The organism is Wolbachia endosymbiont of Mansonella perstans (assembly GCF_020278605.1).
Lineage (GTDB): Bacteria > Pseudomonadota > Alphaproteobacteria > Rickettsiales > Anaplasmataceae > Wolbachia.
The window spans coordinates 1-14,250 of the sequence record NZ_JACZHU010000020.1 but is presented as its reverse complement, the minus strand read 5'-3'; the positions used below and the strand labels follow the sequence as shown (position 1 = coordinate 14,250).

The following is a 14,250-nucleotide window of genomic DNA, read 5'->3' as shown; positions in this document are numbered from 1 at the left end:
ATATCTGCAGTGAATAAAAGAAGGTACCTATAGGGTTGCAGCTATATGAACATTAATGATTTGAGCCTACCAGGAGGGTGTCATCCAAGTAGACGATACTTGGATAACACTAGAGGTATAATTCCAGTGCTTGACGCCTCTAGATTCAAATATAAAACTTTCCGCCACAAGTTATTTCCCATTCTCCTCTAAAATTTTTCAGATGTGCTTTTTTTTCGCATTCTAAAAGTAACTCTTCCACACTTTTGTTGTAGCTCTCGGTAGTGATTCTTCCTTGATGGTGCGCAAATCTCAAGTAAATCAAATAAGTGTTAATTACGTCTGTTTCACAGTATTCTCGAATCTCTTGCATCTTGCCGTTATCGTATAAACCCATGACTTGCGATCCATCAACTCCAATTTTACCAGGGAGATTAAGTGCTGCACAAACTTCGTTCATTTTTACTCTCGCGGAGGCTCCAAAATCAGAAAGGGATTCAAGTAAATCGCAATGCCAATCACTACTGTATCTTTGATTATAGCTATTCCACTTATCACCAGCTTTATGAAAATATTCTGCTTGAATGCCATGAACCATAGCACGGTACTTCAACACTGGTATATCAAAAGTACGTCCATTAAATGAGACTAACCTTGGCCTTTTTTCTGACATATAATTGAAAAACCCCTTCACTAGCTCTTTTTCACTAGAATTTAGTGTACCGCCAGACCTAATTTCCTGTAGTGTGAACACCTCGTAACCATTTCTGCAACTTATATTGCAGAGTAAAAAACTGATAACTATAATTTGGTGGAAAGGCTGACGAAGAAAAGGGTTTTGTCCGTTTGTTATCTCGAGGTAATATTTTGTTAACGCGTCCCTTTTCTCTTCTACACTACTATTATCAAGGGTATTGAATAAATTTTTGCAGGAGTTTATATCTGGTATAGTCTCAATATCAAATACCAATAAAGAATTAAGCATCGCTTATATACTCCTCAGGGCGGTCAGTCCAATACCGCACTTTCACGAATAAGAACAGGTGAACTTTACACTCGAATAACTTCTCCAGCTCAACACGTGACTCGATGCAAATTTTTTTAATATTACTGCCATCTTTTCCTAGTACTATTTTCTTATGGCTATCCCTCAGCACAAATATGACCTGTTTTATGATTAAACTCTTATCTTTTTTCTCCTGAATTTGTTCAGTTATGACAGCTATAGAATATGGCAATTCTTCACGTAAATTCAAGAATAATTTTTCTCTCGTAATTTCCGCTGATAAGAAATTCGTCGAGGAATCGGTTATTTGACCTTTTCTATAAAACCAAGGACTCACTGGTGCAACTTCAGATAAATAACTGATCAAATCAGGAAGTCCATCGCTCCTTAACGCCGATATTGTAAAAATCCTTTCAAACCTATAAAGTAAATTCAGATGTTCATACGCCATCTTTAACTCAGGTTTTTTCATCAGATCAATCTTATTGATAACCAAAATGCATCTGCCTTTTGTGCGCTGCAGCTGCACAAATATAGTTCTGATTCTCTCTATATTTTTTAAATAATTGCTCGTATCAACCAACAACAAAGTAATGTCATCACCCTTGATTGCTGACCATGCAGATTTGACTAGAGTTTTCTCAAGTTTCGTTTCTGCCGAAAATATTCCCGGAGAATCAGTAAAAATAATTTGTGTGTCATTGCATATTGCAATACCCCTTATTTGTGTCCTCGTTGTCTGCACTTTGGGAGTAACAATTGCAATCTTCTTGCCTATAATGCTGTTAATCAGAGTAGACTTCCCAGCATTTGGTAAACCGGCTATAGTTACAAATAAGCATTTTTTTTCTTTCACGAAGGGGATTGTAAAGAAAACTGGGTTCTAGTGTCAAGCTACTTAAATGACATCTACCACATCATTAGATCTCTTTCATAGCTTGCTTTTGAGATTTCTTACCATAATGCAAGAAATCTATCACCGTTAAGATAAGCTTTATTTTCGTTTTTGACTTTTTTGAAAATAATATATACCATAAAAAATGGTATGTTGGAGCTGAATAGATAGATATTAAATCACCATCAGGTAAGGTCGTTAATGCACTCGCTGGTTATCAGGTATTTATATCCAATCCTTTGCCACCAAAATTTGGATGGGACAGTGATGTAGCCGATAGTCTCTCTAGAGAAGATCATATTTTGGGTATGCTATTCCAGGGAAAGAGCTCAATTGCCTAATCCTCATTTCCTCATACGACCCTTTATAGCACGTGAAGCAGTCCTTTCAAGTAGAATCGAGGGGACCTAAGCAATTCTCGGTGAAAGTTTTGGCTCCAAGAAAAGCAGGTGCTAATGTAGATCGCAACCCCGATGATTTACAAGAAGTGCACAATTATATATCAGCGCTTAATTATGGACTCAAACGTTTACAGTCCTTTCCACTGTTGCTTCAGTTGATTAAGAAATTCACGGAAAGCTTATACAAGGTGTAAGAGTTCTCATGCAACTCTAGGGAAATTTCACCTTGTGCAGAACTGGATTGGAGTTCTAGGGTATACAATAAACTCAGCAAAATACGCTCCACCAACACCAGGTGGGTTGATAGATTGTCTGCACTCTTTTGAAAAGTTTCTACATAATAGGACACACTCCTACTCATACGCATAGCTTTATGCCATTATCAATTTGAGGCAATTCACCAGTTCTTGGAAGGCAATGGGCATATTGGACGTCTACTCATAACATTACTCCTTATCGAAAGAAAGTTATTATCATCGCCTTTTGTTATATTTAAGCGCATTCTTCGAAACTACACAAAGTGAATAATATATACAACTTTACAATATAAGCAGCAAAGGTACGTGGCATGATTGGTTCTTTTATTTCTTAAATAGTGTAGCGTTGCAATCGTTGGACGTATTATCGAGGGTAGAACAAATTAACAATTTAATTACGAGTTAGCAAAGTCCTAAAACCGAAAGAGTTGCGAGTGATATTATAAGATATTTAGCTGTAAACCCTTACTTTACTATAAAGAGAATAGTTGAAAACCTAGCGTTGCATTTATACAACCCAAAGGGCAGTCATGAAGCTTGAAGATTTAAACATTGTTTCACAAACTTTTGAGGGAAAGGGAGATAGGGTTTACTGTGCAACTGATATTTTGAAGATTTTAGAAGAGCCACTACCTACACCTAACACGTGTCTCGGTGATTGTAATATCTAATTTTTGGTCGTGCTCTTCTATTAGCAGATTTCCACAATATTGTTTTTCATAAGCTACACCTATAAATATTTTGCCAAGTGGCCGGAGTTCTTTTATTGCCGCATCATACCAACCACCACCAAAACCCAATCTATTAAGATGATTATCAAAAGCAATAACTGGAGTGATAATCGTATCGGGAACTATATTTTTACCTGTTTTTTTCCATTCTTTAAACCTCAGCAGCTTGTTTTCATCAGGAATTGCCACTCTATAACCTAAATCGAGCAAGTTATGCATCAAGGGTACAACATTTATTTCCCCATCAATTGGAATATAAGCTGCAATTATTTTGCCTCTAATGCAATTTAAGCTCTGATTGAAAAGATTAACAAGAGAATTTGTTGCATAACTGGAATAGTTCTTATCAATATTTTTTCTTATAGCCCTATATTGCTCTCTTATTTCCTCTTTTTGTTGTTTAATGTTTTTGAACATAGTCTATCCATTTTGCAGTGAGCTTTTCTTGTAAACTGTTTTGTTTCAAGCGCTCACTTAGAAAATCAAAGTCAACAAACTCCATATCCTGGTCTTGATTGCTGCAACTATACACATAATTCTCTTCTCCTGTTTTCGTATTTATATGCCGCTGCACACACTGAGCGCAGATTTCTTTCATCATGCACTGCATAGGCGAATTAACTGACGATATTGCCATGTGGCTAGATTTCAAATATGGCCTTAAAATCTTTTTTCTCGCTTCATTTACGGCCTTCATCATTTTATCAGAACCGATAGTAATAATTTTGTCTATAGCGTCTAAATTAATCGTGGTATCGCCTAATATTCCCCTTTGATAAGAGATTATTGCGCCAACTACATTACCATGAAAAGATTTGTCTTGATCCCTGTTTGTTTCTATCAATCCTTCTTCACATGCCCAAACCACTGTACTTGATGCACGCTCTATCAGTGCTTGTTTAAATACATCATTTAATTTCCTATAGCCAGCAAAGTATAAAACTCTATTATTATTTTCAAGACAAGCTTTTCCTATTGAAAACAATACTGCATTTCCAACTCCACCACCAATTAGCATTATGTTTTTCATGTTTTTGTTCTCGCATGCATACGACACGGAAAAGGGGGGATTCGAACCCCCGACATATTTTCATATGTGCACGCTTTCCAAGCGTGTGCTTTAGACCACTCAGCCACCTTTCCACACTACTTATGATATTGAAAACTGTGCTGCCAAGCAAATTCAAAACCAGGTACATATGGTTCACCACGGAAATTTATAATATTGTAGAATTTGTTTTTACAAGTTGAAAATGTTTTATCGCAACCTACGAATATTAAATATTTATCTCCAGCAGAAATTTGATATGGAGGCGAAGTAAACAATGTAACTACTTTATTTCTGTGTTCCTTCACTATAGCTTCAAATGCTGAGTGTGTTGCTGAATCAGAGAATTTTACTAATCCGTGCTTATAATATCCATCGTTCTCGACAAAATTAGTGTCTTCGAATCTTCTTGTGTCTATTACTTTAGTAATTGTGCTTATTCTACTGAGCTTTTTAGCATCGGCTTTACACCTACCATCGCAAAATTGTGCTTTGCACACAAGGGAATATAATTTTGCTATGCTCCTCTCAAGCTTTGCCGCGAGCCCTCTAATTTCAACGATAAACCTCCCACTATTTAATGTTATTTTGTTAAAAATCCCTGAATATATATTCACCCTTCCCTGGCTCAAATCCTTGTAGTTCATGAGAAATATCTCAATGTTTGCAAAGTCGTACTTTCCTGACAAGACCTCTTCTTCTTTAATGTCATCGCTATTTAATATTCCCTCAATTTCCAGATTATCAGTCTTTAAGTCGCTGTTTAATATTATGCTACTAGCTGTAAATCTACTTGAAGCTTATAGAGTATATTATCGATACTCAAATCCTCATCGTAATCAGTGAATCCCTCACTTTTCCATCTGCAAGCATTAATTTCCAGCATGTAAGCAATGGTAAGTAACTCTCCAACTAAATGGTTTTTTAACGTGGTTTGCATAGTTGCCTTCTATTCAATTGATTGAATTTAAAAACGGCAGATAGATAAGCGATTATTCCAGTTTTACCCATTATCCGATAAGGTGTCATTCTAGTACGTGACACTGGCATCTGGGAATTTTATTAGTTGGTGAGTATAAAAGTAGCTGTTTTATGTTAAAATACGACGTTTTTAATGATTATGGAAATGCTGGATCCCAGTGTCGGGGCACACTGGGATGACACCACCTGTTATGTGAATTAAAACAAACGTTTATACTAGCCGTGCATCACGCACTGGGATGACATTACTTGTTGTGTGAATTAAAACAAGTTTCCATAGAATTTGTTACACACTGAAATAATGCCTTATGTTCATCTGATCAATAAACAAACACTAACAGACAAGGTACACACCACAACCGTGGCATGTATTATTGCCAACTAGAAAGAAAACTTCATGCCAGTGAGGAAGAGAACTCCTTTGTTATAAGGTACTACTTCATCACTACCCTTCTTTGTAATCTTATAACTGTCGACTTGCTTCTCATCAGCAATAAAGTAATGAAGGGCTGCATAAGGAACAAATTTGCTCTTACTGGAAGCAGGAGAGAGGTCGTACTGAACACCAAGTGCAATATCATGGAGCTTACCTCCATCACTCATTTTACTACCAAAGTATGTTAAGCTCGTATAGAAGCTCTCATATTGATAACCAGCACCTGCAGTCCAATGCATGGTGTTTTTATCATCTCCATCAAACCGAGCTCCTAGCCCTTCCATTCTTTTGTCAGTATCAGAGAGTTTATCATAGCTAGTCCCCTTCAGCTCTTTAATAGCCTTTGGTTGACCAGATTTGCCCAAACATGCAAAGGAGGTAGCAAGTTTTATGCCTTGATCTTCATTAATCTTGTAGTCAGCGCTGATGCCAAAGTTAACACCCATCAGATCATTATATTCTACAAATTCCTTATAAGCATACTTGGCGCTATCCGGTTTTTTTGCGTGACCATATTCACCAACCGCAGAAGTTTTGACTTTTATATTATGCTGACTAAAGTCATATTCATATGATGCCCCAGCGCTTATTATATGCTCATAATCTGGACCAACGTGCTTGATAGCTGAGTTACCATGAGGACCATTTTTTATGGCATCAAGTAAAATAGCATTACCGTATATTTCTTTTACTCTATTTTTTATATCTTGTCTTTTCTTAGTATTTACCCTGTCCTTATTTGAGTCTGATATTAAACCTTCCACCGCTTCTTTTATTACAGCATTTACTGCTGCTCTTGCTCCTTTAAGGTCTTCTTTTCCTGTATCAGGGTTTTTGAAATAGTCATCACCAATTTTATTTACTAAAGCAGTTCTAAAAGTATCTTTATTAGCATACCTTCTATCAGTGGCTGCTAATGCACTAATTGTACCCACATCTGTAGGGTCAATGGTAAGTCCTGACACCATTCCTCTAACAGCCTTGTTCTTAGCTATTTCAGTAGTAACACTACCAGCATCAGGTTGTTTTATGTTATTAAATAAGTCTGTAGCAGCTTTATCAATTGCAGTCCATTTTTCAGCAACAGTTGCACCCGTGGCATTAACTACTGCAGGATCAACTACTGCTTTTATAGCATCTGTTAAATCTTCTCTTCCTGCATAAGAAAGATTACCAGCTTTTATGAATTCATCAGCAACGTTCTCAATGCCTGAATCAAAGTCGATAGCGCTAGATCCTTCACTAACACTAAACAGACTACTCTTATAGCGAGGTGAGTAGCTAATGCCAAACCTTGCACCCATATAGCTTGGTGAGTAGTAAGCGATTCTAAACGGTAGTGTAGTCATAACACCTTTGTTGTACTTTCCAGCCATGCGGAAAGAGAGCCTTTCGCTTTCACTTGAGAAGCTTTCAGTATAAAGACGTGGTGTTACATAAAATGGAAACGTTGCAGCGCTTCCTTCTAAGTTCATTTTTCTAAACCATTCACTATCTGCAGCTCCGTCAACAGTTGCAATTCTTGTCGCATCAACTCTCATTAGAGCCTCAGGACCAAACTGATAGCCAAGTTTTAAGTCACCATATTTTGAATTCAAAAACACATGTGCACTTCTTCCTCTTGCCGCATTCACACCTTGTGAAGCTGCTTTGCCTTCAGTAACCGGAACGTGGAATTGCACATCACCGCCATAGAGAAGACCCAAATCTTCATTTTTGTTTTCAGCTCTTAAGTGCAATATTGCATCTGCAATCATACCCATGTTTTCGCTATAATCACCGATGTTTCCTATTCCTCCAGGAAATAATGAATTCGCTCCTTTTATTTGTTCTTCAGAAGCATTATAATAATTAACAGACTTGCCTGTCTTAATGTTATAGCTTTTATAATCTTCGCTATCTGTCCCTGCTTTACCATAACCTTGGGCATCAATAATACCACCGAAAGTAATTCTCAAACCATTTGCTCCTCGGTTGGTATCAACAATATCAACGCCGCCAACTGGGACAACAGGACTGGCTTTGCCTTTTTCCTCTATGTTTTTGTTAACAGCTTTAACCTCAATTTCAGCTTTCTGAGTTTTAGAATTCTTAGTTTTTGAACTTTCTATATTAGAGTTCTTAACATTAAGAGTTTTTGCTTTTGAACCCCTTGCCTGTTTTGCTTGTTCCTTGCTAGCTAGCTTCAGTTCCTCTTTTTTCTTAAGCTCTTCAGCTTTCTTTTTTGGATCAGCATTACATATCCTGTCCATTTTCTCTTTTAGTTTTTTATTTGATGTTTTCATAACTTCCATTTTCCCAGAAGTTACTGTGCTCTCTTGCTTTTTTATACTTTCATCAGAAAAGTCAGCAGAAAAACCGCCAAAAGAACATAAAGTCAATAAAGAAGCTAGAGTAGTTCTAGTATAGATAGATTGTTTCATGAAGTGCCCCCAAAAAATTTCAAAATCATTATCTTAAACGTAAACAGTACAAAAATGTTGAAAGTTCAACTTAAAGCAACCTTATAGCTGAAACAAAAGTAAAATGCAACACCTTAAAAACAACTTTATTTAATACCCCTAGCGTGCATATTAACTAAAACTTAGCACAGAGGTTGATATCTTTTACCTGTTACCTGCATTGTAACTCTATTATTTACTCTGCGGAAGTAAAATTTTTCCATGATAAAATAATAAATATAGTTAACAATAAAAAGACTTTATAAGATATTTCAATATTTATTAAAATATTAAAATAACTATTGACAACAGTATAGATTTATTAGTATAGTTAATAAAGCTATGATAAATTGAGGTGTTTTATATGGATTTTAATTTCTTATGCAATTGGTTTGGTATCACAAACACCAGTACAAGCAACGTAAGTTCAGTACCAGGCAACGATAATAGGGTAGAAGAATATGACAATGAATTTGAGATCTTTGAAGATTATGAATTTATAAATCCTCGTAACCCAAAGAAGTACATTCTTTGCCTGATCAAACAGGTGAGAGTGATGCAGAAATTGCAGGTTTAATAAAGGGAAATTATTGGAGATGTGCACTTTCTCTAAGATGACCTATGGTAATAACGACCCGATATTATCTAACGGAGGGTATAAAACTAAAGCTGAATTTATTAAGGAGGGTTATAGTACTATTTCATTTTATTACAGTAGTAGAAAGTGTGCTGGTTTTGTTTTTGCAAAAGATAGGGAAATAACTATAGCCTATCGTGGTACTAAAGACTTTGATGACATAATAACTGATGCAAATGCATTTTTACTGCCTCAGAGCTTTTATCTGAAGGTGTAAGAATTCATTATGGCTTTTACAACGCATTTACAGATTCATTGCCTAATCTTTATGGTATTTTTAAATCTCATGCTGAAGAGCAAGGGTTAGGAATTAAAGATTTTAAAATTAATCTCACAGGTCATAGTATGGGGGGATGTTGCTAGAATAGCTGCTTTATGTTTCAACAAAACAGAAGGGGCTGAAGATATTTGTGTTGCAACTTTCAGTGATCCGGGGTTTTTAATCTTACTGCTAGTAAGATCTGCAATGACGCTCTTCAGGAAACAACTAAGAGCAACTCAACATAGGCAAGATCCAGTGCCAGCAGTATCGCCTGGTTAGTTTGGTTATGCCACTTGGGTGCATAATTGAAAGTATCAGTGCCGGAAGGATATGCCGTTCATAAAATAGATGGTTATCATGAAGTTATTTATAGAACAGATGAAAGGGAATTCCGATCAAACAACGACGTTTCTCTTTACTTTACTATCCTTCGAGAATGCTAGAACGAATTAACTCCGCGGTTTTAGGTAGTGTTCAATACTACGCTGCTAACTTAGTAGGGTATGCTTTTGTTCAATCAAGTTTTTTTGAAGAAGTGAAAAGTAAGTGTGAAAATCCTTCTAAGACTAAGCAAGTGGAAGGTAAATACGAGAACCCTTCCTTGGACAAGTAAAGGTTGAGTCACATAAAGACTTTTCCCTGCCATAATAGACTCGTAGCAGCTGGTTAATGGAACAATGCTCCATTAACTCTTTATATACCCTTCTTATAATAATCAAAACAAGACAAAGGATGGTCTTGTAATAACTGGATACCAACAGCATATAGCTATCGGACAGAAGGGCTATGGATCCTAGCGTCCACGCGCTGAGATGACAAAAAGAGGGTGATGATATGACAGTAGAAGGAGGCACTGGGATAGCAAGAAAGGGATGATGAAAAAAAGGGCTACTTGAATGATATCCTCCTGATAGGCTTGAATTACAATGTTCGTATAGTTGTGTGTCATGCACTGAAGTGACAAAAGCTATTCCACCTTTATTACCACCTAAAAGCAACTAGCTACAGGCACCATAGCGTTAAGCTACTTCTGTTATATCTGATTAAGAATATTAAAGATAAATAAGTTTTAATATAATCTGATTATACTTATTAAATATGCTGTATAGAATGAAAGCATGGAAGATTTTATAACTGCAAGAAGGAAAGATGATGCTGTGATATCTGTTTGTCAGGATAATAGGAGAAAAACTGTATTAATTTCAGGGCTCAATCAGGCTGCAAGGAATTTGTTAAAATATGGGAAAGAGAGTTTACTCAATAAGCCATTAATCAATATTTTAAGTGCAAGAGTAGCTGAAGATGTGAGAAATTATTTAGAGTATGCCGAGGATGGATATGATTTACTTGACATATTGCCTAAAGTAATAGGTTTTTCTTTAATTGACTCTAGAGGAGAGGATATCAAGACAAAAGTGAAGGTTTTCCGCACCATGCAATTCACTAATGACAAGATTAATTATGAGCTGTTGATACGCAACATCAGCCTACTTCATAAGCTAGGAATATTTAGGGATGAATATCTAATGGGTAAAAAGTACAAAAACCATGACTTATTTGATATACCAGACAATGAGTCCTCTATTCTAGAGCTGCGTGCTATATCAAATTTTGCTCTGCGACATCAAATTAGTATAGCTGTGGGAGTTATTGATTTCGATAGTAACTGTGAGGAGACGAACGACGCACTGAAAGTTGTTATAGAGCACTTTCACAAAAATTGCCGTAGTGATGACTTTTTAGGGTATATTGGCGAAAATAAAGTGCTCTTTATTTTATTTAACTGTAATACAGAAGACACACCTAAAGTAATTGATCGTATACATTCTGCTATCAATAAGCAGCTATTAAAACAAAAACTACCCCGTGTATCAGTAATTTATGGAAGTATAGCTCAAAAACTAGCTACACAGTATAAAATCTGATATTTTATGTAAAAAAGTTTCTTTTGCCTATATTGGATTTAAACTTAAACTTTTATAAAAATTTAAGTTTATTTATGAAGTTGAGATGTTGCATGGTAGCACTGCTTTCGTTATTATTCTCGCAAAATGGTGCTAACGCTAGGGTAATTTTGGATAAGGGAATATTTTATTCAGAACTGGACGGAAAATAGATTTGAGGTTTGGCTACGCTTTTAACAAAGATTCTTTCAATATTAGGCCTAAAGACAAGATTTTAAGTTATTCATACTTGCGCTTTCTTTAAATTTACAGCAAGTTTATCCAAATACTCAAATGAGGTTTAATTAAGGCAGGAGTTTCTGGTATCGCAAACCTAAAGGCGTTAGACATAGAAAAACTAGGCATGAAAGAATAGTATTTTATCATAAAAAACCGGGGGATTAGTCAATTGAGTATGGAAAAAGAAGTTTAGTCAGTCAAAGTATGCTGATCAATACTTCAAAATTTACATGGCTGCTGGAAGAGTAAATGGTTGTTGGGTAAACTATATAAATCTCCTTAACGATGAAAAGAAGGGCATTGGTATTGGGTACGATAAAGACAAAGTCTTTTTTGAGTTAAACCCAATATTTATAATAATTATGATGGACTAGAGATGAAATTAAAGCAACCAGAAATAAGCTATACCTCCCCTGAGATTTATAACTTTTAACTTTGGCTTAGTTATGTTCCAGGGAAGAATAACTTGTATTATAGCAATCTAGTTGCTGCTGGCTTTTCCTATAAAAATAGTTTGTCGGACGATATAAATTTTATTGCTGCTTTAACTGGTGAATTTGCAAGGGAAAATTCAACCGATTGCTCAGATGGAACCTCTGAAAGTTATGGGTGCTGTAACCAGTTACTACACTGGAATTTTGGTTTAAACCTGAAACTTTTCGATCTTAACTGCATTTTCTCACATGGTAATGGTGGTAAATCGGGCAAGATATATAGTCCTGAAACGACTAATACGTATTATACGGATGCAGGTGTCGCTTACCGATCTGATTCTCACAAATTGAGCTTAACATATTTTAGTAATGGTCGGAATATTGTAGGCGAAGATATAAACAAATTACATCATATGCTTTAGGTCTTGAAAGCTCTCTTTATCATAGGCACTTCATACTATTTCAATATTGTAAAATTTAATGCCGAAGAGCCCATCGAAGAGTCCAAAAACAACTTAGGTTACATATTATTGGCTGGGTTGAAGTTGAGTTTTTGATAAATGCATTACAGCAGTTTAGGTAGTTTTGTTTTACTTGAAAAATAACTCACTGCATTATTTCCATGTAATATTGCTATATTAAAATATGCTATAACTGCTAATCTTACTCACTATTATTGCTTCAGTTGTATTTTTTGGTTATTTAGTTCCAATAGAAGCAAAAATCTTTTTGTGTTCAGTGAGCTTAAGTATCAAAGAAATTTTGCTATTTACAATGCCTTTATATTGTCTTTACGTTAATCTTCAGCAGTATTAACGATTTTAAGCTGTCGGCTATAAAGTTTATACTATTACTTGCCATAATGATTTTCTTATCGAATCTAGTTTCAAGTTTAATTGCTTATTCGATTGGTCATTTTCTCGTGCAAAACACTTATTCAATACAAGATATAACATATGAAGAAACAATTGCTCCTTTGTGGTCGTTTAAGCTGCCGCTACTCCTTTCTAACTTTCATGCTCTTGCTTATGAATTTATATCCAGCTTAATAGTGTCTGTTCTGCTGCCCAAAAAGAGTAAAGAGCTCTCGCGCAAAATGTCGGGCTTAACTTCGTTTGTTCTAAAAGTCTTTTTGATGCCAGTTATTCCAGTATTCGTACTTGGGCTTGCTTTAAAAATGCAACATGATCAGGTTCTATCTATAATATTCAAAGATTGCTCAATAATTTTTGTTATTATAATATCTGTAACTTACTTTTATGTTTTTCTCTTATACGGAGCAGCAAATTCGTTTAAGATTACAAACTGGATAACTAGTATAAGCAATATGATACCAGCATTTATTACTGCAATGAGTACAATATCTAGCAGTGCAACTATGCCACTTACTCTTGAAGGGAGTAAAAAAAATGTAAAACAACCTGATGTAGCATCGTCTGTTATAATAATGACTTCCGGCTTTCATTTAGTAGGTGATTGCTTTTTTATTATAATATTATCGGTGGTAATAACTTCCGGTTATGCATTATCCACGACAGACTATGTAACTTTCCTTCTTTATTTTTTGTTATTTAAGTTTGCTATCGCTGCAGCTCCGGCAGGAGGAATTGTAGTAGTGCTGCCTGTTCTTGAAAGGTATTTTAAATTCTCTCCAGAAATGCTCTCGTTAATTGCGGCATTATATGTAGTGTTTGATCCAATAATAACTTCAGCAAATGTTATGGGTAATGGTGCTTTTACTATAATGTTTATAAAACTCTATGATAAGCTTAGGTAATGTCCATTTTAGCGATTGATACTGTAGGTGCTGGTAGCTCAATAGCAATAATTGACCATGATGGCAATTGTTTTGTAGAGCGCAATTCCACCAGTAATAGTCACGCAGAAACATTTTTTCAAATTTTGAACACTCTGTTCAATAAGCACAATTACAGCTACGATAAAATAGGCCATTTAGTTGTAGTGATTGGACCAGGAAGTTTTACTGGAATTAGAGTTGGTATATCGGCTGCAAGAGGCATAAATCTTGCTACGAATAAGCCGTTGTACGGAGTTAATGCACTGGAAGTGCAGGCGTATGCAATATCCTTGCTTTGTGCAAACAGTAAAAAAAATATCAGAGCTATAATCAAAAATGCTCAAGGGTTTTATACTCAGTTATTTGATTTCAATTTATTGCCGCTGTCAGAGCCAGTTGCGGCTGCCGGATCCCAGTGTGTGATAGGTACTGGAACAACAGACAATAACTGCATTACATATGTGGATTGCAATTTACCAGAGTTAAATGCTAGCCATGCAGGACTATTGGCCCGTTATAGGCTAGAAAATAAACAAAAATTAAATGGGGCCAACGCTCTATATTTAAACGAGCCTCAGTATATGAAATTATTATAATTACCCTTTTGCATAAACTCTACCGATTTGACTAAGTCTGTACATCTGGTTTGTTATTTCTTCGCTACTTCTTTTATACTCATATTTGAATTTTCTATTTCTATGGCATTCGGCGGTATAAATAAATTACGAGTCCTAAATTTCTCTATAATACTACTCATGCTA

General features: G+C 35.6%; 15 protein-coding genes, 1 tRNA gene and 2 pseudogenes. 10 read left to right on the top strand and 8 right to left on the bottom strand.

All coding sequences use genetic code 11. The features are described 5' to 3' along the window. Window positions 1-145: 145 nt before the first annotated feature. Both IHO13_RS01990 and era read right to left on the bottom strand, forming a co-directional pair. Complete coding sequence (locus IHO13_RS01990) at window positions 146-964, bottom strand: 3'-5' exonuclease (protein ID WP_225538033.1); 819 nt, start codon at window positions 962-964, stop codon at window positions 146-148. Further along, a complete protein-coding gene (gene era, locus IHO13_RS01985) occupies window positions 957-1,841 on the bottom strand; it encodes a GTPase Era (RefSeq protein ID WP_225538032.1) in 885 nt (294 codons plus the stop codon). The genes IHO13_RS01990 and era overlap by 8 nt, the downstream gene beginning before the upstream one ends. A gap of 372 nt (window positions 1,842-2,213) precedes the next feature. Here era and IHO13_RS05875 point away from each other — a divergent pair, with 372 nt between their 5' ends. Next, on the top strand, window positions 2,214-2,291 hold the full coding sequence (locus tag IHO13_RS05875) for a Fic/DOC family N-terminal domain-containing protein (protein WP_225538037.1): 78 nt from the start codon (window positions 2,214-2,216) through the stop codon (window positions 2,289-2,291). A gap of 349 nt (window positions 2,292-2,640) precedes the next feature. After that, on the top strand, window positions 2,641-2,805 hold the full coding sequence (locus IHO13_RS05870; RefSeq protein WP_225538036.1) for a Fic family protein: 165 nt from the start codon (window positions 2,641-2,643) through the stop codon (window positions 2,803-2,805). 362 nt (window positions 2,806-3,167) lie between these two features. Here IHO13_RS05870 and IHO13_RS01970 read toward each other — a convergent pair whose 3' ends face one another. The 6 genes from IHO13_RS01970 to IHO13_RS01945 all read right to left on the bottom strand — a co-directional run bounded on the left by IHO13_RS01970 (window position 3,168) and on the right by IHO13_RS01945 (window position 8,157). Further along, window positions 3,168-3,686, bottom strand: coding sequence for a 5-formyltetrahydrofolate cyclo-ligase (locus IHO13_RS01970; protein WP_225538031.1), 519 nt, complete (start codon window positions 3,684-3,686; stop codon window positions 3,168-3,170). Beyond that, window positions 3,670-4,299: a ferredoxin reductase domain-containing protein gene (locus tag IHO13_RS01965; RefSeq protein ID WP_225538030.1), complete on the bottom strand. Its 630-nt coding sequence runs from the start codon at window positions 4,297-4,299 to the stop codon at window positions 3,670-3,672. The genes IHO13_RS01970 and IHO13_RS01965 overlap by 17 nt, the downstream gene beginning before the upstream one ends. 26 nt (window positions 4,300-4,325) lie before the next feature. Continuing rightward, a tRNA-Ser gene (locus tag IHO13_RS01960) sits at window positions 4,326-4,412 on the bottom strand. Between the two features lie 3 nt (window positions 4,413-4,415). Beyond that, the gene (locus tag IHO13_RS01955; protein WP_255586066.1) at window positions 4,416-5,057 is read right to left on the bottom strand and encodes a DUF2163 domain-containing protein; all 642 of its coding nucleotides are present in this window, start codon (window positions 5,055-5,057) and stop codon (window positions 4,416-4,418) included. A 29-nt stretch (window positions 5,058-5,086) separates the two neighbouring features. Beyond that, window positions 5,087-5,257, bottom strand: coding sequence for a hypothetical protein (locus IHO13_RS01950; RefSeq protein WP_225538029.1), 171 nt, complete (start codon window positions 5,255-5,257; stop codon window positions 5,087-5,089). A gap of 422 nt (window positions 5,258-5,679) precedes the next feature. Further along, the gene (locus IHO13_RS01945) at window positions 5,680-8,157 is read right to left on the bottom strand and encodes a WD0745 family porin (RefSeq protein ID WP_225538028.1); all 2,478 of its coding nucleotides are present in this window, start codon (window positions 8,155-8,157) and stop codon (window positions 5,680-5,682) included. Between the two features lie 382 nt (window positions 8,158-8,539). On the opposite strand from IHO13_RS01945, the gene IHO13_RS01940 reads away from it, so the two are divergent. The 8 genes and pseudogenes from IHO13_RS01940 to tsaB all read left to right on the top strand — a co-directional run bounded on the left by IHO13_RS01940 (window position 8,540) and on the right by tsaB (window position 14,085). Then, a complete protein-coding gene (locus IHO13_RS01940) occupies window positions 8,540-8,752 on the top strand; it encodes a hypothetical protein (RefSeq protein WP_225538027.1) in 213 nt (70 codons plus the stop codon). Window positions 8,753-8,789: 37 nt separating this feature from the next. Then, window positions 8,790-9,029 (top strand): alpha/beta hydrolase family protein, encoded by a 240-nt coding sequence (locus tag IHO13_RS01935; protein ID WP_225538026.1) that lies wholly within the window; start codon window positions 8,790-8,792, stop codon window positions 9,027-9,029. Beyond that, the gene (locus tag IHO13_RS05865) at window positions 8,993-9,175 is read left to right on the top strand and encodes a lipase family protein (RefSeq protein ID WP_368666869.1); all 183 of its coding nucleotides are present in this window, start codon (window positions 8,993-8,995) and stop codon (window positions 9,173-9,175) included. Before IHO13_RS01935 ends, IHO13_RS05865 begins: the two co-directional genes overlap by 37 nt. A 335-nt stretch (window positions 9,176-9,510) precedes the next feature. Further along, window positions 9,511-9,687 (top strand): hypothetical protein, encoded by a 177-nt coding sequence (locus IHO13_RS01925; RefSeq protein ID WP_225538024.1) that lies wholly within the window; start codon window positions 9,511-9,513, stop codon window positions 9,685-9,687. 505 nt (window positions 9,688-10,192) lie between these two features. Further along, window positions 10,193-10,999: a nucleotidyl cyclase domain-containing protein gene (locus IHO13_RS01920; RefSeq protein WP_225538023.1), complete on the top strand. Its 807-nt coding sequence runs from the start codon at window positions 10,193-10,195 to the stop codon at window positions 10,997-10,999. Window positions 11,000-11,073: 74 nt separating this feature from the next. Next, window positions 11,074-12,248: pseudogene (locus IHO13_RS01915) on the top strand (porin). A 97-nt stretch (window positions 12,249-12,345) separates the two neighbouring features. Beyond that, window positions 12,346-13,468 (top strand): annotated as a pseudogene (locus tag IHO13_RS01910) (cation:dicarboxylate symporter family transporter). Beyond that, on the top strand, window positions 13,468-14,085 hold the full coding sequence (tsaB, locus tag IHO13_RS01905) for a tRNA (adenosine(37)-N6)-threonylcarbamoyltransferase complex dimerization subunit type 1 TsaB (protein ID WP_225538022.1): 618 nt from the start codon (window positions 13,468-13,470) through the stop codon (window positions 14,083-14,085). The pseudogene IHO13_RS01910 and the gene tsaB overlap by 1 nt, the downstream one beginning before the upstream one ends. Window positions 14,086-14,250 lie beyond the last annotated feature (165 nt).